The 21,890-nt window shown below is 69.7% G+C and carries 8 protein-coding genes; 2 read left to right on the top strand and 6 right to left on the bottom strand.

The window, feature by feature from the left end; translation table 11 throughout:
- Nucleotides 1-279: 279 nt before the first annotated feature.
- The 3 genes from ACIRQY_RS21385 to ACIRQY_RS21375 all read right to left on the bottom strand — a co-directional run bounded on the left by ACIRQY_RS21385 (nt 280) and on the right by ACIRQY_RS21375 (nt 10,167).
- A complete protein-coding gene (locus tag ACIRQY_RS21385; RefSeq protein WP_403927964.1) occupies nt 280-2,655 on the bottom strand; it encodes a UvrD-helicase domain-containing protein in 2,376 nt (791 codons plus the stop codon).
- Nucleotides 2,652-9,743 (bottom strand): DEAD/DEAH box helicase, encoded by a 7,092-nt coding sequence (locus ACIRQY_RS21380; RefSeq protein ID WP_403927962.1) that lies wholly within the window; start codon nt 9,741-9,743, stop codon nt 2,652-2,654. Before ACIRQY_RS21380 ends, ACIRQY_RS21385 begins: the two co-directional genes overlap by 4 nt.
- A gap of 217 nt (nt 9,744-9,960) precedes the next feature.
- Complete coding sequence (locus ACIRQY_RS21375) at nt 9,961-10,167, bottom strand: ATP-binding protein (protein WP_403927959.1); 207 nt, start codon at nt 10,165-10,167, stop codon at nt 9,961-9,963.
- Between the two features lie 325 nt (nt 10,168-10,492).
- Here ACIRQY_RS21375 and ACIRQY_RS21370 point away from each other — a divergent pair, with 325 nt between their 5' ends.
- A complete protein-coding gene (locus ACIRQY_RS21370) occupies nt 10,493-11,326 on the top strand; it encodes a helix-turn-helix domain-containing protein (RefSeq protein WP_403928014.1) in 834 nt (277 codons plus the stop codon).
- Complete coding sequence (locus ACIRQY_RS21365; protein WP_403927956.1) at nt 11,323-11,535, top strand: DUF397 domain-containing protein; 213 nt, start codon at nt 11,323-11,325, stop codon at nt 11,533-11,535. The genes ACIRQY_RS21370 and ACIRQY_RS21365 overlap by 4 nt, the downstream gene beginning before the upstream one ends.
- Before the next feature lie 69 nt (nt 11,536-11,604).
- On the opposite strand, the gene ACIRQY_RS21360 is transcribed toward ACIRQY_RS21365, so the two are convergent.
- From ACIRQY_RS21360 to ACIRQY_RS21350, 3 genes are all read right to left on the bottom strand, one after another.
- Nucleotides 11,605-17,136: an Eco57I restriction-modification methylase domain-containing protein gene (locus ACIRQY_RS21360; RefSeq protein WP_403927953.1), complete on the bottom strand. Its 5,532-nt coding sequence runs from the start codon at nt 17,134-17,136 to the stop codon at nt 11,605-11,607.
- 67 nt (nt 17,137-17,203) lie between these two features.
- Entirely contained in the window at nt 17,204-20,320 is a 3,117-nt protein-coding gene (locus ACIRQY_RS21355; RefSeq protein ID WP_403927950.1) for an SNF2-related protein, read from the bottom strand.
- Between the two features lie 184 nt (nt 20,321-20,504).
- On the bottom strand, nt 20,505-21,848 hold the full coding sequence (locus tag ACIRQY_RS21350; RefSeq protein ID WP_403927948.1) for a serine/threonine-protein kinase: 1,344 nt from the start codon (nt 21,846-21,848) through the stop codon (nt 20,505-20,507).
- Between the last annotated feature and the right edge of the window lie 42 nt (nt 21,849-21,890).

The raw sequence follows: 21,890 nt of genomic DNA, 5'->3' as shown, positions 1-21,890 counted from the left end.
CCTCGCAGATGTCCCTGATCCATTGACCGCGCGATTCCGACAAGGGTGTTTCCGAACGAGTCACGGTCGCTTGCTCCTCCTGCAAATGCGTCGGGTGGTCCAGCAGCCCGAGCCGTCGCGATGAACGGCGCAACCGTAGCGAAGACGACTGACAATCAGCCCCACATCGGCTTCGTGCTCGGAACCGTTGCCGTTCCGGACGTCACGGGGTGCCGTCCGGGCACGTGAACTGCGATCGGCAGGCTGGGGTGTCCCGCGATGCCCACGGCGGTCCGGATCTCATGCGGCGGCCGAACCGGACGGTGGACCGTCGCCGGACAGGAGTTCCACGGCGTTCCCGGCGTCCTGATCAGCGCGTTCGGGCAGGAATCGGCTGGCCTTGCCGTTCCAGGTGACGACGAGTTCGTCCCTGGCCCGGGTGGCCGCGACGAAGAGCAAGGAGCGCGCCCTCTGCTGTTCCTGGCGGTAGCGGTCGGGACTGGCCATCCGGTACGCCTCGATCCGCTGGTGTGGCACCTGGCCCTCGCTGACGCCCGCGAGGAAGACCCGCTGGAATTCAAGACCCTTGAAACGGTGCATCGTGCCGATGCGGACCGTATCGGTGTCCCTGGGGCCGTCCTTTCCGATCTCGGCGGCGGGGATGAGGAACGGCTCGCACGCCAGGGTGTAAGCGAGCTGGGTCACCGACGCCTTGTCCGGCACGCTCACGGCCATCGCCGCGTACGGCGTGCCGTACCGGTCGTGGCGCTCCTTGATCAAGGCGGCGACGGCGCGCATCTCCGTCTGCCAGTCGGGTGCCCGCCAGTACTGGGGTGCCAATCCGGTCAGTACGGACCGGTAGCCGTCGAGTGTGTCCGCCCCGTCGTCCAGGTCGTCGAAGGCATCGCCGTGGATCAGGCCGTGTGCGCTGCCCAGGATCTCCCGTGTGGTGCGGTAGTTGAGCGTCAGGCGGCGCGAGGCCCGGCCCGGGGTGTTGATGCCGAGCCTGCCGAGCACCACCTGGTGGGAGTAGATGCGCTGGTGGGCGTCCCCCACGAGGAAGATGTCGTCCGGCCCGGGCGTGACCATTGCGCGGAGCATGCGCCAGTGGGAGGCGGACAGGTCCTGCGCCTCGTCGATGACGACGTGCTGGTAGCGGGGCCTCAGCCACATACCGCTACCCGCCTCACGGTGGATCAGATCGAGTCCGCCGTGTTCCGCCTTGTAGCGCGCCTGCTCGGCGGCCCTGGCCATCCGGTGCGCCTCGATCCGGGCGGCCTCGTCCGCGATCAGCGCGTACGTCGTCTTCCGGGGATGCCGGGACAGGCTCGCGCGATAGGCCTCGACCAGGGACCACACCTGTCGGCGCGCAGGTCGCTGGAGGATGCCCCGGCCCTTGCGCTCGGCCCGCACGTACATGTCCAAGTTGCCGAGCCCCTGCGCCAGGATGACGTGCTTGAACTCCGAGTCGAGGAACTCCGCGTCGTAGTCGAACACCCCCGCCTCCGCACAGATGGTGTGCCAGAGGTTTATGGCCTCCTCGTCCTCAACAGGCGTTCCGAGCACCGCGTGCGGGTGCTCCTGGACCACCTCCCGGGCCAGTTGGTCCACGGACTTGACGTCCACCCGGCGGACGAGCTCGTCGCCGCCGAGCCGGTGCAGCCGCTCCTTGAGGTCGGCGGCGAGGTTCGTGTTGTAGGTCGTCAGCAGCACGGGACGGGTATGCCCCGGTGGCAGCTGTGCCACGAGGTGGCGAACCCGGTGCAGGGCCACGACGGTCTTGCCTGTGCCCGGACCGCCGGTGACCTTTGCCGAACCCTTGAAGGTGGTGGTGGCCAGGCGCTGTTGCTCGGGGTGAAGGAACAACCGCCACGCGTCGAAGCTGTCGCCGAGCGCATCGAGCACGGCGGCGTCCTCGGTGCTGGCCTGGGAAACGGGCCGACGGGCCGCCGTGGCCCAGTCATGGGGATCGACCGCCTCGTCGGCCTGCCACTGGCTCGTGATGAACCGGCGGACTTCGTGCGGCTCCCTCCCGTCATGCAGGGCCAGCAGGACGTCCCGGGTGAGCCCCGGCAGATTGTGGCCGAGTAGTGCGTTCAGCTGCCGGGTGTCCGTGATTCGGCGCAGGGCGGGCAGCAGTGAGGCGATCACCCCGAGTCCGATCAGTTCCTCGTCCTCATACCGGGCGAAGAGGGGGACGGGGAGGGAACGCGGAGGATCTTCATGGGCGAGTACGGGGAGAGGTCCGGCGGATTCGGCCGGCTCCGTCGCCTGCGGGGCCGAAGCCTCGCTCTCCCGCACGGGCAGGGCCACGACATTCGCGCTGACCTCGCTCTGGTCGACGAGTTCCACGCCACCTGAGACAGAGTTGATCTCGACGGTCAGCCGGGCGAGCTCGTCCCGGGCCGAGGGGCCGACCCGGACGGCCAGCAGACTGAAGCGGTTCTCCTCGGTCTCCAGCAGCAACCCCATCCTGGTGCTGTCGAGCGAGGCGAGGAACAGCCTGCCGTTGTCACCGGCGGCTCGCAGAGGCGTGAGCCTCAGGGCGCGGTTGGATCGGTCGGCGCGCAGTCGGCGGACGAACTCGCCGACCGCGTCCTTGGTCCCTGAATCGAGGCGCCGGATGTCCTCGTTGGCCTGCGGTGCGACAGCGACCCTCGTCCTTACGGCACTCATCCCCGGTCCCCTCCCTCTCCCGCCGCGGACTGCTGCCTCTCGCGTAGCAGTGCCACGAGTTCTTCCTCATCCCAGCCGTCAGGGGCGCGGACGTGCCAACCAGCGGCCAGGCACTGGGACATGTAGCCGCTGTCAGCAGCGTCCTCGGCCAGGACGACGGCGATCTTGTGGTCGGGCCAGGCCAGTTCGAGCGGGCGGGGGATACCCATGACGTCCCAGCCCGCCGTGGCGGGCACGACGTCTCCGTGCGCCGCAAGCCCCTCGGCCAGCGCGATGACTGCCGGGTCACCCGCGAAGGCCAGTTCTTCGAATACGAGCTTCCACGCAGCCTGCTCCACGGCAGTCCGGGACTCCCCGGAACCGGCGGCCGGAGCGGCGAGGTGCCGCCCGGGGGTGGCCTCGGCCTGCTCCCGTACGTGCTCCTGCGGCGGCACGGCGGCCAGGAAGCCGGTACCGGGCAGGTCTTCGCGCAGCGCGGGCAGCAGACCACCGGCGCGGACGGCGGTGGCGGCGAGCAGCCCCGCGTCGAAGGCGTCCAGTCCGCTCCGGGCCAACTGGAGGCCGTCGGCGCGGCCGGTGCCCGTCGGGTCGAGGAACTGGAGGATGTTCCCCCAGCACAGCCAGGCCTTCCACCTCCTCCGGTGCGAGGGCCCGTCACCTTGGACGGCCTCGTGCCGGTCGTCCAGAACGGTCAGGGCACTCCACCGCTGGCCCCTGCCAGTCGTGTCCACGACGAGGACCAGAGGAAGCCCGGAGGCATCGCTCACCCTGAAGAGGTGCAGGCCCGCGCCGCTCACCGAGGGCAAGTCCTCGCCCCGCAGGGCAGCCTCGATCCACGACACGGCCGCAGAGGGGTCTGCCTTGGCGGCGTCTTCCTTGCTCGCGAGTTTCAGCAACCCGCCCACACACTGCTGGGCCAGTGCCTGCCAGCGGCCGAGCGCCGGATCGGCCAGGAAGCCGAGAAGCGAAGGGATGGCGCCCGCGAACATCCGGTCGATCTCCGCCGGGTCCTGTCCCTTCCCCTCCCAGGTGATCCGAGCCGCGCCGCCAGGGCTCTTGTCCCCGTCCACCGCGTACGGCGGCCAGGCCGCCTGCGCCGAAGGGCCGGCAAGGGCGGGCGCGAGTGCCTTCCCCGCCTCGTCCGCTTCCGCCGCGCCCCGCGCGTCGGAGGCCCTCAGCTCCCGCTCCCAGGCCATGACGTCGTCCCAGGTGATCTGCCAGACGAGGGTTCCGTCGGCGCGTAGCCGGGCCCGCTTGGCCGCGTCCCCGGCGATCCGGTTCTTGGCGGCCGAGGCATGCCAGCGATAGCCGTCCAGGTAGATCGCGACGGACAACGGCGGCGCTCCGTCACTCGTCGTTTCGCCCGCGACGGGACGCAGCAGCAGATCGGGCACGGTGCCGTGCTCGTGCAAGGGCTTCTGCGCGACCGACTCCCACCTGATCGGGGAGCCGTCGCGCCGGCGCAGGCTGAACTGCTTGCCCTGGCGGCCCGTCGGCGTCTCCTCGTGCACGACGTCGGCCCGGTTGGCCGGGAGCGCGAGCCAGCGGTCGAAGCACTCGATGAAGCGCCGCTCCAGATCGCTCTGGGCCTGAGCCGCGAAACGTTCCCGGTCCGTTTCGGCCCGCCGCTCCTCGTCCTTGCGTACTTCCTTGACCGCCCACCGGCTGGACCCGTCCTCGCCGAGGGTGTCGTCGAGCATCCAGAGGGCTTCTTGCCGGTCGAGCAGCGGGTACTCGCGCTCCGGGGCGTAGCCCAGCAGGCACAAGTGGCAGGCGCGACGTCGGCCGTCCTTGCAGGGGCAGTCGCGCAGGTACGCCTGGGCAGCCGCCAGTACGGCCCTGAACTCTTCGCCGTTCTCGCCCTCGACGAGCCGCTGCAAGTATCCGGTCCCGCCGGGCAGGGCGTCGTACAGCACCAGGTAGTGCCGGGTCAGCCCGGTCTCCCGGTCCGGCTCGCTGCTCGGAGTGGAGCGGATGTGGGCGGGGTCGCCGCCGTACCGCAGGGCGAGGCCCAGGTGCAGGGCCGCGGAGAACGACGCGAGCCGCTCGGGGACGTGGAGCGTCGCGGCCTGCAGCAGGATGCGCAGTGCCTCCGTCTTGTGCTCGGTCGCGGTGATGACCCGCCGGTCCTCGGACTGCGCGGGCCGGTCCCGGCGACGGGTGGTGCACCACGGCCGGTGGTGCGCCAGCTCGGGCCTGTTGGCCAACGACTCCGTCAGTTCCTCCTGCACGGGGCCGTGCCCGGGCTCACGGTCGGTGGCCCCGCCGCACAGGGGGCAGACGACGAAGGGGGTGGGGGCGACTTGCTCACCGGCGAAGAACGTGTCGGGCCGGCGGTTGTGCTTGGCCGGGCCGAGGTTGAACCGGCGAATGACTGCTTCGCGCACGTGGTCGACGCCGAAGGTCGTCCCGGAGTGCCGCCAGCTGTCCTTGATCGCGGACGGTGCGATGTCGACGGCCGTGGTCGTCGTGTAGTGCCGCTGGGTGCGGGAGTCGTGGTCGTCGATGATCCGCGAGTCGTCCCGCTTGTCGCGGGACGTGACCTTGTGGGGAACGATCACCGTGTGGAGCGCGGACCGCCCGCCGATACCCGGGCCGGCGCAGCGGGGACAGGGAGAGGTGTCGGTCTCGGCACCGCGCGTGCGGACGTACCCGCATTCCTGGCAGACCCGCCAGGTGAGCAGCGCCGAGCGCGCGTCCTCGTCGCTGCCCGTCTCGCCCTCCTTGGGCCGTGGCCCCAGGTCGAAGCCGTCGATCTCGTGGCGGTAGCCGCGCACGTAGTACGAATTGCCGGGGGCCAGCTCGGTGAGCGCCGATTCCGAAGGGCGTTGGTACAGCCGGGTCTCGGTGCGCCACTGTGACTTCGGCGCGTCACCGGAGCCGCCGGCGGCGCCCGCCGTCGTACGGGCGCGCCGGGCGGGTTCCTTGCGGGTCAGCGCGGCTTCCAGCCGCACTCCGTCCTCCACCAGGCTGTAGTTCGGCAGCAGACCCCACTCGACCAGGAACCCCTGGGCGCCTGCCTGGGCGAACTCCTGCAACCGCTTGGCGACGGCGGCCGCGTCGCGCGCGAGGTTCCGCCTCTCCCGCGCCTCGTCCTCGACGTTCTCGTGGAGGACGTCGACCGCCTCGTTGATCATGGCCCGCCGGTCCACGAGCTCGGCCCGCTCGGCCTCCCAGGCGTTCTCGGCCTTCGCCAGCTCCTCGGCCAGGCCACCGGCGGCATACCGGCGAAGTGCCTTCCGGGTATCGCGGGTGACGCCCGAGTCGGCAACCCCCTCGATCTCGGGGAACAGCTTCAGGAACTCATCGACCAGGTCCATCCGGCCGGTCACGGCCTGCCCGAACAGCCGCAGCCAGCCCACCCGGCCGAACAGGGCCGTCACCCGGTCCGGCAGCGGCAGCACACCCTCCAGCCGGCCGCGGGCGGCCAGGTCGATCAGGTGCGCGGTGTACTGGCGGCGCAGCAGCTCGCCCGCAGACAGGAAGCAGCCCGGCGGCAGGATCCGCCCCGCGATCAACTGCCGCGGCTCGGCCAAGTGGTAGAGAGCGCGCGGGCTGGTGTCGGCGAGGGACACCATGAGGGCGTTGCCCGTCGAGCGCCCGGCGCGGCCGACCCGCTGGACGTATCCGGCGGTGCTCGGCGGCAGCGAGGCGAGGATGACCGCCTCCAACTGGCCGATGTCGATGCCCAGTTCCAGTGTGGGCGTGCAGGACAGCACATTGGGGTCGGTGTGCTGGAGCCCCTGGCGGAAGCCCTTCTCGACCTCCTCGCGCTCCTTGCGGCTGAGGACACCGGTGTGCTCGGCCGAGACCACGCTGTACGGGCCCGCTTCCCGGTAAAGGCGGCGGTAGTAGTCCAAGCGGAAGTCACGAACGGCTCGCCCGCCAGCGTGCGCAGACGGTACGGCGAGCTCGCCGGCGCAGCCCTTGAGCGGACACGGCAGCCCCTGCCACACCGGCACCCGCTCGGGCGGCACGGTCTGGGTCCAGCCGCACTCCGGGCACACCAGCGCGGCGTGCGCGGTCTGCTCGTCGCTGAGCGGCCGCACCCGGATGTGCCCGGGGGTGAGCCCATAGACGCCGTGGCCCCGGTTGTTCGCCCCCGCCTTGTTCTCGCCGGTGCGCCGGTATGCGAGCGCGCCGATCTCCTTGCCCGCCAGCAGCGGCAGCAGCTCGGCCAGGTACCCGGCAGCGAGGTCGCGGTCCATGCCCAGGCAGCGCTCGGCGAAGTCGGTGTACCAGCTCTCCTTGGTGTCGACCCGGTCGAAGTCGCTGCGACCGCTGCGCGCCCCGACGAGCACGAACGCCGGTGCGTCCGAATTCCGCCCGAAGGCCTGCATGCCCTCCGGGCGGCCGGTCCAGATCGAGTACCGGCTGCGGCCTTCGTTCTCTATGAAGGCATCCAGCCAATGGTGCTGGACACCGCCGCTGACACGCACGTGCTCAAGCAGCCCGCGGACGAACCCCTCGAAGCGCCGCCGCCGTTCGGGTCCGGCGGGCGGCAGTGTGGGCTTCCTCGCCGGGCCGACACCTTCGTCCGCTTCGGCCTGCGGCTCGTCCTCGGCGTCCACCGGCAACTGTCGGCTCAGATGCACTTCGTACAGGCTCTCCGCGGTCTGCGCCGCGAGGGCGGGGTCCGCGAGCCGCACCTCGGCGGCCACCGTACGCGTGAGCTCCAGAGTCCGGCCCATCCTGGAATTCAGCCCGAACTCCAGGAGCGTGTTGAAGGCGAGCCGCTCACCGACCAGGTCCCACGTCCCTGCGGGCAGCCGCTTCTTCCCGGCCAGCAGCCGCTTCACCCGGTCCACGTCGTGCAGGTCGGGCGGTACGACGGAGGAGAGGAGCCTCTCCTGGTCCACGGAGGCGCGCCGCACGAGCGCGGCGATCAGTTCGTTGAGCGGAACCCCGTCCGCGGCGAACTCGGGCACCTGGGCCGCCCGCTCCTCCAGCTGCTCGTGCACGAGCGAGCGCAGTGAGAACTTCCAGGCACGGCTCGACACGAAGCCGGCCCGGTGGGCGGCGTCCTGCACCGAGTCGTTGAAGATCAGCGTCCGGCGCCGGTCCCTGCCCGCCTCGTCCTTCTTGGGCAGCTCCCCGCCGGTGAACAGCTGGGTGACCGCGACCGAGGCGAGCGGGGCCACACCGGCACCCAGGAAGCGGATGCCCTGCGCTTGCCCGCAGGCGGGACAGCGGTCCTGCCGCGCGTACTCGTCCTGGTCGGGGGTGTCGTACCAGACCTTGACGAAGACACCGTTCTCCGGTGCCTCGGCGATCGAGCCGTCGGCGCGGAACACCTCGTCGGGGTCGATGCGCCGCAGTGCCTCGCCGCTGTCCTCCAGCACGAGCACGCTCGCCTCGCGGGTCGCGGACCGGCGTCCGCGCCGGGTGCTGCGAGCCAGCGCCTGGCGCGCCTGCTCGGCCGCCTCGGCGGGGGTGGCCGCGATGAGGGCCCGGACCCGGGCCTTGCCGCTGCCCACGCTCTGCCGGTAGATGTGATCCGGCGCGCTCTCCAGGGACATGGGGTTGCGCTCGGGGCAGATGGCGCTCCAGCCAGAGCGTCCGCAGTGCCGGCAGTACGCGGACGGCAGCCGCCCGGAGCGTGCCACCGAGCGGCGCCGTTCCTCCTGCGCGGCGGACGCGACGGCAGCGGCGGCGGCCTGATCGGTGTCCGACCAGGAGAAGACCGGCCGGGGCGCGACGAACCGCAGTACTCGGGACAGGGACCGAACCCACAGGTGCGTCTCGACGAGCAGCAGCGGCCGCTCCCGGTCCGCGGGGGCATCCGGATCGCGGGCCACCGAGATCAGGGCGACGAACCGGGCCAGCGCCTCGGCGGCGGTCTCCGGATCCTGGGTCGCGGCCACGCGCCACGCGGAGCTCGCGGGGAAGGCGCCGAGTATTTCCACGGCGGTCAGAGGCTTGTCCACGTCCTGCGCGAGCAGCTCGTGCATCAGAGGATGGGCCAGCAGCCGGCGCCCGAGCTCGCAGGGATCCGAGGCATCGAAGCCGAGGACGGCCTTGGCGATCGCGTCCAGACCGTCCGGGCTCGCGGCGGGATCAGGCAGGGCCGCCAGCTCGGCGGGGGAGGGCAGCGGCAGGGTCAGGTCCGCAGGACGTAGGAAGGCGTTCAGATCCCGCCGGTCCTCCCCGATGACCGCATCGTCGGGGAACCGCACGCCGAACACCTGCGAGGCCACGTCGAGCATCGCCCGCGGCCCGGCCCCGCCCACCACCTGCTTGTCCTCGACAGCCGCCTCGCCGAGGGTCGCCGAGGTCGCCACCGGGCAGATCGAACCGAGCGGTCGTCCTTCCTCGGCTGCCCCGAGGACCGCACCGAGCCGGCGCAGCAGCATGGCCACGTCGGTGCCCTGGGCGCCGTCGTAGGTGTGGAACTCGTCGATCACGATGTACGCCACGTCGGCGTCCGCCCACAGCGGGGCGTCCTGCTGCCGCTGGAGGAGGAGGTCGAGCATCTTGTAGTTGGTGATCAGGATGTCCGGCGGATTGCGCCGGATCTCGGACCGTTCGACCATGACCCGCCCGTAAGGGGAGCCGTTCTTCGTCGAACTGGCCTCACCGATGTAGAGCCCGGCGGTGACGTCGGCGAGCCGCTCGTCCTTCTCCAGGAGAGCACCGAGACGGCCGGCCTGGTCGCCCGCCAGGGCGTTCATCGGATACAGCAGGACGGCCTTGACACCCGGCTTCCCGGCCGCCTTCGCCCGCCGGCAGTGGTCGATCACGGGAAGGAGGAAGGACTCGGTCTTGCCGGAACCGGTACCCGTGGTGATCAAGGTCGGCTGCGGAACGTGCCCGCCCTTGGTCGTGAGCCGGGCGAAGGCCTCGGCCTGATGCGCGTACGGCCGGAAATCACCGCCCTGCCACCAGTCGAGGTGCTGCTGCCAGCCGCCCTCGGCGGTCCGGAACGGCCGCCGGATGCGGAGGTAGGGACCGCGGAAGAGGCCGTCGGCGGGATCGGTCAGGAAGTCGGTGAGCGCACGCTGGGTCTCCGGCTCGGCGAGGGCGAAGGTCGTGGTCAGATACTCGACCGTCGTATCGCGCAGTGCCTGCGCGGCGAGTGTGGGTCGCATGGCCTCGCCGGCCCTCCCGTTCGGTACGACTGCGACACCGACCCCGACGGCTTCGGACTCGTGTAAGTGATCACGTCGATGATGTCGTCCACTTTACGCGGGAGGTCTGACACCGCGGCCGGATTCGGTCGGAACCGGCTGATGGGAGGGGTTACGGCAGCTCGTACTCCGCCCAGACGGTCTTCCCCGGCCCACCGTCGGCACGGGGGCTCCAGGCTCAGCGGGCGGACAGGGCGGCGACGAGGGGGAGGCCGTGGCCGGACTGGGGGAGCGGGGTGGCGGGGGTCCGGGTCGTGGGCAGGCGTTCGGTGCGGGTGTCGGCGACCTCGATGCGGAGGGTGGTGGGGGTGGCGGCCAGCACGAGGCGGAAGTCCAGGCCGGGCACGTGGCCGTGGCGGACGGCGTTGGCGCACAGCTCGGCCACGATCAGCGCGACGTCGGCGTGGGCGGTCGAGTCGCACGGGTGCCCCCCATGCGTTGAGGCGGACGGCAGCGAGACGCCGGGCGAGGCCGGCGCCGCGCGGGGTGGAGCTGAAACGCATGCTGAAGTGGTGGGTGGGGTTGCCGAGTTGGGTGGGGGTGGCCGGGGCGGCGGGTTGTTCCATCATGCGGACAACCCTTCCGGCGGTGGCGTAGCGTGACCAGTCGTGACGCACTGACGCGGGCTGCTTGTGCGCGGCGATGCGTGACCTGTACGTGGGCCAGTGCGCGTCGGACGGGCGGTGGGGCCGGTGGAGGAAGACCTTGGTCTGGAAGGCAGTCCGGAGGACCAGCGCCAGGACGATCCCGGGTCGGGGGTAGTCACGGCGTTCGGGCAGCTGCTGAAGCTGGTCCGGGTGGCGGCGGGGATGGAGCGGGCCGAACTCGGGGCGCGGCTCGGCTACTCGGCTTCGGCCATCGCCTCGTACGAACAGGGGCGGCGCATCCCGCAGCCGGATTTCATCGACCGGGCGGATGAGGTGCTGGGCGCCGGGGGTGTGTTGAAAACCCTGAAGGAGGAGATGGCCCGGGCGCAGTATCCGGCGTTCTTCCGGGACGCGGCGGGGTTCGAGTCGAAGGCCGTCGAACTGCATGTCTTCGCGACGCTCGCCGTACCCGGGCTTCTCCAGACGGAGGAGTACGCCCGGGCGGTCTTCGCCATGCGTCGCCCACTTCTTGACGACGAAACGATTGAACAGCGCGTTGCAGCCCGCGTTGCCCGACAGAAGATCTTCTCTCGTAGGCCCCTGCCGACGATCGGCTTCGTCATCGAGGAGTCGGTTCTGCGGCGGCCGCTCGGGTGTCGGCAGGTCATGCGGGGGCAGTTGGAACATCTGCTGCTTCAAGGTCACCGGCGGAACGTCGAGATCCAGGTGATGCCGACCGACCGAGAGGAGCACTGTGGACTGGCGGGTCCGTTCACATTGATGGAGACACGGGAGGGGCGAAGGATCGCCTACGTTGAGGTGCAGAAGGAAAGCCGCCTCTACACCGAACGCGTAGCGGTCAGGGAGATCGAGGAGCAGTACGGCATCCTGCGAGCGCAGGCACTGACTCCGCGTGAGTCGCTGGCCCTTGTCGAGAAACTGCTGGGAGAGACATGACCAACCCGAACCCCCTGCCGATGATCCCTGAGTCGGCCTGGTTCAAGAGCGGCTACAGCAGCGGCGAGGGCGGGGAGTGTGTGGAGGTCGCGATCATTGGCGCCTCCGTGCACGTCCGGGACTCGAAGAACCTCGCGGGCCCGATCGTCACGGTGTCGCCAGAAGCGTGGGTCGGCCTGATCGACCTCGCCGCCACTCGCCCGGCCTGACCAGTCCTCGTCGCCCGGAGCCCTGCCGCCTACGTCAGTGCGGCAGGGCTCCCGGCGTCTCAGCCCGTTCTACTGCTCAACGGAGCCGGGCGCTTCGGTGTCCCCGGGCTCCCAGCCGGCCGCCCGCAGCCGCCGCGTGAACTCCTCGTGCGCGGCCCGCATCTCCTTTACGCGGTTGGCCCGGTAGAGAGGCTCTTCATACCCGTCGGGCACGGTCGCTTCGAGCGGGAAGTTTTCGTGCGAGCTGAGCTGCTTCCAGGCGTCCTTGGGCTGGCCGTAACCGTGCTGCTGGTGCGCCTTGGCGATCCGCCGCCCGGTCGCGTCGAACCACATGTTCTCCTCGTACTGCTGAAGTACGGGGAACCGGGCGCGGTACATGGCCACGAGCTCGTCCGCGCTGATCCCGAGCCACACAGCTACGAGAGCATCGATCTCCACAAGTGCGGCCCGCCGAGCCACTTCGGACCGAAGTGGTGTCTCTTGCGTCCAGGTTGATGTGACGCCATCAGTAATCGAATCTAGCTTAGTTGGCCAGACTGAATATGCGGCCCAATCGTCTTCTTGCCAGACTGCCTCATGCAGTTCCGTCCAGAGGTCTCCGAATGCTTCGGATTGGGCATTAAGACGCAGGGTGCGCAGTGCCAGTGCCGGTGACAGTGGATGCCCAGCAGTTGCGGCTGGGAGGGTCTTAGCCTCCCCGATTCGCAGATCGCCTCGACCAGTAATGCGCAAGTAGTAGTCCAACGGCAGTGAAGCCATGAAACCTGCAGCGAGAACTGTGTCGGTCGCATTCGGCAAGGCCATCGAGTTAATCAAATCGACATGGGCCGGACCTCGGGGCAGCAATGCGGCATAGAGGCTTCGCTCCGTGTTGGAGGCAATCTGTCGGCGCCATGCCACTCTGTGGAACTGTGAGTAGGGGCGCAAACTTGCGTCCTGCAGCAGTGCCTCGGTTGCCTGTTTGTGTTTTTCCGGGCTGAGGTCAGGATATGATTCGGCTACGTCAGATTGTGCAGCTTCTAGAGCCGCCGGGTCGGATCGCAATTGGGTAAGCCGGTCGTGGTCTACCCAGTTGTCCTGAGCGGCAACATAGCGAGAGTGCTTTCCGGCCGGGCGGTAGTTGGTTCGAGGGGCTGCGTCGTGCGGAATTCGAAGGTGGTCCCAAGGCTCGTAATCGCGCATGCTCTTGGAGCCGCTCTTCGGCGGCTGCTTGGAGAATGGTGTAGCGATGCCCAGCATTGCTCCCTGAAATATGACATCATTCCACTGCGTTACTTCACCTGGACTCCAGGTGAAGTAGCCGGCGGTTCGGTCATTCTTCTCATCGAATCCACGACTGACTCGTGGAGTCAGCGAGCTCAACCGATGTGGCCATCGAGCAAGGGACGCGATCGCTGATTCTTCAGACCGGGTGACTGGGTAGAGCAACTTTGCCTCTGTCACGGGCGGCGGATTTTCTTCCCCGGCTAGTGCGCGCCATTCGGCGAGGCGTTCGTGGTCAACCCAGACGATACGCTCGCGGTGTGGTCGAAGGTCCCATGCGCCGTTATTTTTAACCCCGGGGATGGGGCCTGATCCATCGTGTCGAACGGAGTTGACTAGGACTTGAGGGTGAAGAAGCCAGCTCATGTGCTGGAATCCGACATTGCCACCCCTCGCGTAGATGTTCACGCTGAAGTGGCTACTGTTTCCCACAGGGTTGGCGAAGATTAGGAGCTCATTCGTGAAGTCTGCATGGAATCGCAGATGTCGATAAGCCGCCTCCCGTAGAGCCCCCTCCTTAGCCCCCGCCAAATGTGTCGAAGGATGGATAAGGCCTGCCACGCCCCGTTCGCCTGTTGCTCGCCACGCCAGCAGCATGAATGCCCGATAGAGATCTGGTTGTGTCCCGACTAGCTGCTTGTGTGTGTCCACGGAGGTGAGAAACTCGGACATGGCTGCCGAGCTTGCGAGCTCGCTCAGAAACGTGCACTGCGGGTCTGGCCGCTCAAGGACAGCCGCCTTGCGTTCAGCCCATGCCCCACTGCTCGGCTTCTCCGCAAGCTCGAACCACGGCTCGAACTCGGCGAGGACTCCGCCTTCCTTCCACTCCTGCTTCACCCACGGCGGGTTCCCCACCATCAGGTCGAAGCCGCCCTCCGCGAAGACGTGCGCGAGGTCCAGCTCCCAGTGGAAGAAGCCGCGGTCCTTCGCGATACGCACCGCTGTCCCGTGCCACGGGAAGAGGTCCCCGACGTTCGAGAACTCCACCCACGCCGACAGCTCGATCATCTTCTCGTCGAGAGTCTTCTCCACGAGGTCGAGATCCTTGAGGTCCTTGACCTCCGGGATGACGAACAGCGTGCTCGCGCCCTCGCCCGAGTCCACGTCCACACTGCCAACGAGGGCCTCGGCGAACTCGATCCAGTCGTCCAGAGACCTCAGGGCCACCTTTCGGTCCTGGCTGCTGCCCTTCTTGATCTTCTTGAGGTCCCGCTCGCCGTGGAAATAATCCGGGGCCGACCCGTCCAGCAGCGGCACCTCCTCCAGCGGCCAGAACCACAGCGCGCACCACGCGTCCATGACCTGCTTGAGCCGCCAGTACGGGCTGCCCTCCACCCGCAGCGCCTGCCGGACCGCGTCCCGGTCCATGACCGGACCGGACTGCTCCGCGCTACCCTGCGCAGCGCCCCACACCGGGATCCCGCGCGAGATCTCCTGCTCGGACAGCTTCAGCCGCAGTTGAACGAGGTCCCACAGGTATTCCACCCGCTCCGCGAGGGCGCGCAGCCGGCTGGTCTGGTAGCGGCCGGTCCCCGCATCGTCTTCCTCCGGGGCCGCAGCCACCGCCTTCGCGGGCTTCGCCGGGGTCTGCTCCTCCACGGAATCGAACCCAGGCTGGTTCCAGATCGGCAGGCCGAGGTCGAAGGCCCCCTGGCCGGAGCGTTCCTCCGCCGCGATCGTCTTCGCCTTCGTCGTCGGAGCCTTCTCCGCGCCCGTGCTCTTCTTCGGCGCACCCTTCGGCGACCGCCGGATGCCCGACCGCCACTTCTTCATCGCCTCGATGAGTTCCGGCTCCAGCCAGTCCGCGACCGCGCCCGCCACCACGCTCTGACCGGTGTTCTTCCTCACCGACACCGACTCGCCGACCGACCCCCACCCCAGCGCCGGTACCAGGAACTGGTGCACCGACCGGCCCGGCAGCTTCTCCGTCAGCGGCACCACCCTCGGCGCCTCCTGATCCGAGGCCTTCAGCCAGCCGCCCTTGCTCAGCGTCTGCCCGGGGTAGACCTTCCGCGCGGCCCCGATCAGCGAGTTGCCCCGGTGCAGGTGCAGCCCGTACCAAGGCGCCCGCATCCCGGGATACATGGTGTTGAGCCACAGCGAGATCTCCGCCAGCTCCACCGCCGTCTTGTTGAGGTCGACCCCGTACGCGTTGTGCAGGGCGATGTACGCCTTCACCTTCTGGAGCTCGCGCGGGTACTCCTCCGGGTCGATCTGCTCGCCCCGCTCGTGCTGTGCCAGCTTCAGGTACAGCTCCGCCAGCTGGTTGACGGCCTCGTTGAGGAAGGCCCCCGACCCCAGGGCCGGTTCGCAGACCCGCCACCGCAGCACCTCCGCCGCCGTGACCGCCAGCTTCGGCGACTTTTCCGGCTCGCGCGGGTCGATCTCCCCGTCGTCGTCCAGCCGGAACCGCAGCGTCTGCTCGACCGTCGCCTGGGTCAGGGACTCCGGCGTGTAGTACGAGGCGCTCGTCTGCCGGTCGCGTCCGGCGAGCCGGTAGACGTACGAGCCCACCGGGTGGATCACCGAAGCCGGCTCACCCGTCTCCGGGTCGATGCCGTCCTTGACGAAGACGCTGTCGCCCGCCGTGTCCACGTACAGCCCCGACCGCACCTGGCTGGCCGTGATCAGCCAGGAGCCGCCCTCCGGGTTTCCGCCCTTGGCGACCTCGTACAGGGCCTCTGTGGCGATGAAACCGGTGTACGACATCAGCCCTTCGTACACCGCGCCCAGGTGGTTGATGCTGAGGTTGGCGTAGCTGATGAAGCCGCCCCGGCTCTTGCCGCGTCCCTCCACGAGGGTGAGGTGGCGCAGGACCTGGTGCAGCACCTTGTTGCGCAGCCGGAGGTCCAGCGGTCGGGCGGGGGCCGGGGAGCCGTCCGGGCGTTCGTCGTACGGGTAGGCGATCTTCTTGCCGACGAGGTGTATCGACTCGGGGTCGAAGAGTCGGGAGCGCAGGGCCTCGATGCGGACGCCCTCGTAGCCGTCGTCCTCGGCGAGCGCCGGCGCCTCCTCGCGTACGGTGTCCCGGCTGGTGACCGTGTCCGCCACGGGGTGGCCGGTGAACACCTTCTCGAAGAGCAGGGCCAGCGACTCGTGGAAGTGGTGTCCGTGCCGGGAGCCGCTGCCCAGCTTCTCCTGGACGACGAGTTCCCGAAGCCGGGCCACGCTGTAGCCGGTCGCGTACGCCTCGCTCTTCACCGGCAGGATGCTGAGCTCGGGCCGGGCCTCCGCGTACAGCAGGAACAGGATCCGGTACAGGTAGCGCAGCGACTCCTCGGTGAGGAGCCTCGGCAGGTCCCCGGGCTCCTTGAGGACCTCCGGCAGCCACTCCGGGAGGTCCTCCGGGTGGACGCCGTGCTCGGCGCGGGCGAGCTCCAGGACCTCGTTCGCGATCAGCTGGACGGACTTCTGCAAGCCCACCCGCAGTTCGGCGGTCACCCCCACGGAGTGGTCGCGGGACTCGGCCACCAGCTTGGCGATCTCGTCGTCCGAGCCGTCGTCGCCGGGGCGCAGCGAGGACGCGGCGAAGATCGCCGCGATCAGGTCGATCTCGTTCGCCTTCGCGCCCTTGGCGGCCTTGCGGGGCAGGGCTGTGTCCAGGTTCACCGCGAGGTAGCGGCCACGGGAGAACGCCTCACGGTCGGCCAGGATGATGATGCCGCCGAAGAGGAGGAGGGCGTAGCGCGGCGCGTTCTCGCCGTTCAGCAGCCAGGAGGCCAGCTCGCGGACCGTGGCCAGCGTCTTGGACGCGGACACCCGGACGGGCGCGGGCAGCCGGTTGGCGTGACCGTCACCCCGGGTGGCGTCCAGGTCCTCGGCGAAGCCGCCGGCCAGGACCACGATGCCCGGCTCGTGGTGGGCCACCGGCGCTGCGACCTGGCCGGTCGGGGTGCGGACCGTGAAGTGACCGGGCGCGGGGACGAAGCCGAGGGCCTCCAGCACCCGCGTGTGCCAGCCGGCCAGGGCTGCCCGCCACTCGCCTTCGAGGAAGTTGTCGGATTCCCCGGGTGTGGGAGGAGCCGGGGAAGGCTGGAAGGCCGGCGCCTCCGCCTCCGGGCCCAGGCCCTTCAGTACGGCAGCGGCCGCCTCCTGGGCGGCGACGGCGCGCGCGTACGGCAGGGGGTTGTACTTCTCCGCGTCCGCTCCGAGGACCGCCCGTACGTCCATGTACGGGCGGGTCAGGTCGCGCAGACTCTGCCGGGGCGTGGCCTGCCCCTGGCGCTCCATCGCGGCCCACTCCTTCAGCGGGCCGCTGGCGAGCTGCTTGGGCAGGATGTCGTCCAGGTAGAACGAGGGGAAGTACTCGCTCTCGTTGATCAGGGAGTCGAACGTCACGCCTGCTGCTCCTGCTCGCTGTTCCTGCTGCGGCTGTTCATGTACGCGTAGGGGTGGCCCTGGTGGGTCATGCGCCGGGCTCCAGTACGGCCAGTACCCGGATCATCGGGTCGCCGGACGTCCGCAGCCGGGCGGCGGCCGTCGCCAGCCGGTCGGCTGCCTCGTCGCGGGCGGTGCGGCCGCCTTCGAAGCCGGGCAATGAGGTCTGCCGCCAGACGCCGACGCGCTCCTCGTAGGCGCGCAGCGGGGCGTCCACCTCCTTGTCGGCGACCGCGGCCAGCTTCTTGAGCTCACGCCGGGTCTCGGACACGGCCCGGGGGACCAGCTGCTGGAGCGGGGCCAGGTCCCCGGCCGTGTAGTGGTCGGCCATGCCGGGGCCGATGCCGAAGTCCGCGAGGAGCGCCGGGGTGAGCTCGCGTACCCGCGGCTCGGGGCTGTCCAGCCGGTCGATCGCCAGCCAGGCCACCACGGTCGGGCGGCCCTCCGCGTTGGACCACACGCCCTGGGTGAGAACCACCGGGACGGGGGCGTCCTCGGGGGACACCTGGAGGACGCGGGCCTGCTGGCGGCCGAGCTGGACCAGCACCTTGTCGGTGATCCACTCGATGACGGGGTGCAGTTCGCCGACGTAGTGCGCGTCGGGCCACAGGGAGGAGGACCCGGAGTCCTCGCGGGCGCGCTTGAGGGAGTCGGCGGCGTCCTCGCGGCTGAAGGTCAGCTTCATCCGGTGGGCGATGTTCTGGTCCCGTAGATATCCCGGCGGGAGGACGCCGAGGCGGTCGGCGAGGTCCTCGGGGGTGTCGAAACTGAGGTCCGTGCCGGAACTGGCGGTCTTCAGACGGAAGGACTCCAGCTCGGCGAGCTCGTCCAGGCCGGTGAGCACGAACTCGTGCCGGTTCCGCTCGGCCGACTCGGCGTCGAAGAGGCGGAGCCCGTCGACGGTGGGGATGTCGGAGGAGGGGCGGCCGGCCGTGGGCGCGGGTCCGTGCGCGCCCGAGGCCGACGGGTCCGGCTCGGCCGGGCCGATGTCGTCCAGGTCGAGGTCGAAATCAGCGTCGAAGTCGGCGTCGGGGCCGATGTCGAAGCCGGAATCCTCGAAGCCCGAGGGCCCGCCGAAGCCCGTCTCGGTGCCGAACTCGCTCATCGTCCGGCGCTCGATGGGCAGCACGGTGTCCGCATCGTCGTGGGAGCTGTCCCCCTCCTCGGGCTCCAACGCGACGGCCACGAGGTCCCGTACGGCTTCCTCCGGGGTGGCCTGGCGGAGCAGGGCCTCCATCACCCGGCGCTCCTCCTTGCCCCAGTCGTTCTCCTTCGTCGCCGCCTCGACGGCGCCCAGCACCTGGTGGACCTTCGCCTCACGGGCGAGGACCTTTTCCGCGATGGTCCGGTCGTCGAGGGCACCCTTTGTGCCGCTCTTGAGGATCATGGCCCGGAACTCGGGGCTGCGGGTCTGCCCGTACCGGTCGATGCGGCCGTTGCGCTGCTCGACGCGGATCAGGCTCCACGGCAGGTCCCAGTGGACGAGGTGGTGGCACTGCCGGTGCAGGTTGACGCCCTCGGACGCGCCGTCGCCGGTGAGCAGCAGCCGGATGTCGCCGCCGGCCCGCGCGAACTCGTCGACGTAGTCCATCTGCACGGTGTCGGAGACATCGCTGTGCATCACCTTGACGGCAGACTCGGCTGCCTCCCCGCGCCAGCCCAGCAGCGGGGGCAGTACGAGACCGAGCCAGTCGAGGGTCTCGCGGCGCTCGGAGAAGACCACCGCTCGGGTGGAGCTGCCGGCCTTGACACCGATGCCGCGCAGGTGGTCGACGAGGCCCGCGAGCTTGGTCGTCGATGCGAGGCCGTCCGCGGAGGCCCGCTCGATCTCGCGGGCCAGCTCGGTCAGCCGCAGCAGGGAGGCGACCTCGGGGACGGGGGAGAGTGCCTGCGAGTCGGAGGGCGACGGATCGGTGACCTTCTTGTGGCCCTCGGGCAGGGCGTGGCCCAGCTTGGCGAGCCGCTCGCGGGCGGTGACAAAGAGGGCGCGGTGCGAGGAGAGGAAGGACTTGAGCAGTACGTAGGGGAAGAGGTGGTCGGCGCCCTTGGCGTCCGGGTTCGTCAGCCAGGAGCGGGCCAGCTCGGCGAAGACCTGTTCCTCCAGTTCGCCCGCCTCGCAGTAGACGGGGCGCGACTCGCCACGCGGTGCCCAGGAGCCCTCCAGGGCCTCGGCGACCTCCTCGCTGACCTTGGTACGGCGCAGCATGAGGTGGTGCAGCTCCTCCGCCTTCGGCTGCGCGGGGTCCTTGATCGCCATCGGGTCGAGCAGCCGGACCAGTCCGGTGAAGGCGCGCATGTCACCGTTGTGCGGTGTGGCACTGGCCAGGATCAGGGCGTCCGTCTGCTTGGCCAGGAGATCCGCGAGGATCCGGCGGTCGCTGCTCCGGCTCATCAGATTGTGCGACTCGTCGATGACGACGGCGTCCCACTCGATGTTCTGCAGCCAGGGCCCGTAGCGCTTGGCGTTCTTCAGCGTGTCCATCGAGACGATGACGCGCTTGTAGTACGTGAAGGGGTTCCGGCCGACCGGGATCTTGCGCTCGATACGGGAGATGCCCACGCTGTCGAGCCGTACCAGCGGCAGCGAAAATCGCGTCCACATCTCGTGCTGGAACTGCTCCAGCACCGGAGCGGGGGTGACGACGAGGATGCGCTCGCCGCGGCCCCGCCGGATCAGCTCACCGAGCAGGATGCCGATCTCCAACGTTTTGCCGAGACCGACGACGTCGCCGATCAGCAGCCGGGGGCGCAGCGGGTTCGCGAGTGCCTTCACCGCGGGCCGCAGCTGATAGTCCATGCGGTCCAGTAGGAATCCGTCCGTCAGGGCGAGGCCGCGCTCGATCTGGGGGAGCGGGGTTTTGCGCAGCACGGCCTCCAGGAAGAGGCGGCTGAGCCGGTACCCCTTCGAGGGGTCTGGTACGAGGACGGTGTCCTCGGGCCGCAGTACGCGGGGCGTCCCGTCGAGCGAGGTGAGGAACCGCGCCTGGTGTCCGCGGACGAGATCCGAGGCACCGGTGGCCTCGATCAGGAATTCGCCGGGGCGGACCACGCTGCTGCTGCGGACCAGCCACTCCTCGTCACGGACCTCGATCACGGTCCCAGCCGGGGGCGGGCCCGCAAGGAGGTCGGGCGCTGCGTCGGGCATGGCGGGCGGTCCTTTCGACGTGCAATGCACACACGACGTACGCGCGTGAGCGTGATTCTGTGTTGTGGGCCAGGGCGTCCGCGCGGCTGAACACCCGAGGCGGCCATGTGTAAACCCTAGGCGCCGGCCGATCCCGTGGACGGGGGTCCTGCGGCCTGATCTCGCCGGTCGGACCCACCGGTGGTCAGAGGCGACTGCTGTGGGCGTACGCCTTGCGCAGGCGCTCGGCGGCCCTGAGCGCGGCGGGTGGTGCCTCGGGGGTGGGTGTGGGTTTCGGCATCGCCGGAGGCTGCGGGGGAGCGAGCCGGTAGCTGCTGACCGTCGGCTGGTTCGGGACGAACGGCGCCGGTGCGGGGCTCGCCTTCGGGTCGGGCTCGGTGGGCACGTACTCCACCGGGACCGCCGGGGCCGGGGCGGGCACGACGACCGGCTCCTCGTCGTCGCCGAAGAACTGTTTGTAGAAGTCCGGGCCGTCGCCGGCCGAGGGCTCGTCAGGGGTGACCTGGTGGTCGACTGCCTGCTGAGCCGCTGCCTGCGCCTGCGGGTCGGCGTGGTCGGCCACGGCTTCCTCGGGCAGCTCCGGGATCAGGCCCGAGCCCGCAACCAAGGCGCGGAGCTCAGCGTCTGCCGCTTCAGGGGTCAGCCTGTTTTTCGCCAGCAGTTGGAGCAGGCTCTCCTCGATCGCGTCGAGCGAGGGCCGCGCGCTCGGCAGCTGGACCAGGATCTTGGCCAGCAGGGGCATACAGGCCGGAAGCACCCCGTCCCAGCTTGGCTCCGCGGCCGCCGGACCGTACGGATAGGGCGGCCGCTGCGCGGCGGCGAAGAAGAGGACCGCTCCCAGGGCGTAGATGTCCGCCGGCTCCTTGACGTGCTTGGTGTCGGTCGCCTGCTCCAGCGACATGTAGGAGGGAGTCCCGATGCCGACGTCGGTCTTGGTCAGGGCTCCGTTGCTGTCCCGGTCGGTCAGGACCGCGAGACCGAAGTCGAGTACGACGGGTCCGGCCGGCCCCATGGCGATGTTGCCCGGCTTGAGGTCGCGGTGCAGCAGCTTCACCCCGTGGATGGCTCGCAGGGCATCGACCAGCGCGAGACCGAGCGCCGCGTACGGGCCGAGACCAAGGGGCCCGACGGTGTGGACGAACCTGTGGAGGGTGGGGCCGCGCACGTAGTCCATGGCCAGCCAGGGCCGTTCGGCTTCCGCGTCGGCACCCAGGAAGGCGGGAACCCGGGCGCTGACGACCGTGCGCATCGTCTCGATCTCCTGCGCGAAGCGGGCCCGGGCCTTCTTCTCGGAGCTCTCCGTGCTGTCCCGCAGCATGGACGGCTTGATGACCTTGACGGCTGCGAGAACAGGCTCGGTGTCCTCTTCGGAACCCGTGAGGTGGTAGCCGGCCTCGTGCTCGGGGCCGAGGTTGTCCAGGGGGAGCCGGCGGCCCAGATACGTACGGCCCATCCCGCCCTGTCCGAGCACTGCGAGCAGCCGGAACGGGCCCAGAGCGGTCGGGTCCGTGTCGTTCAGCTTGTACATCGCGCTTCCATCCCCCACCCGTGGCGCACTTGGGATCACATC

Source organism: Streptomyces sp. NPDC101490, assembly GCF_044767145.1.
Lineage (GTDB): Bacteria > Actinomycetota > Actinomycetes > Streptomycetales > Streptomycetaceae > Streptomyces.
This window is presented reverse-complemented; position numbering and strand designations above follow the sequence as displayed.

Coding starts and splice junctions, on each gene's coding strand:
- ACIRQY_RS21350 (WP_403927948.1), bottom strand. CDS start 21,848: ATGTACAAGCTGAACGACACGGACCCGACCGCTCTGGGCCCGTTCCGG.
- ACIRQY_RS21355 (WP_403927950.1), bottom strand. CDS start 20,320: ATGCCCGACGCAGCGCCCGACCTCCTTGCGGGCCCGCCCCCGGCTGGG.
- ACIRQY_RS21365 (WP_403927956.1), top strand. CDS start 11,323: ATGACCAACCCGAACCCCCTGCCGATGATCCCTGAGTCGGCCTGGTTC.
- ACIRQY_RS21385 (WP_403927964.1), bottom strand. CDS start 2,655: ATGAGTGCCGTAAGGACGAGGGTCGCTGTCGCACCGCAGGCCAACGAG.
- ACIRQY_RS21380 (WP_403927962.1), bottom strand. CDS start 9,743: ATGCGACCCACACTCGCCGCGCAGGCACTGCGCGATACGACGGTCGAG.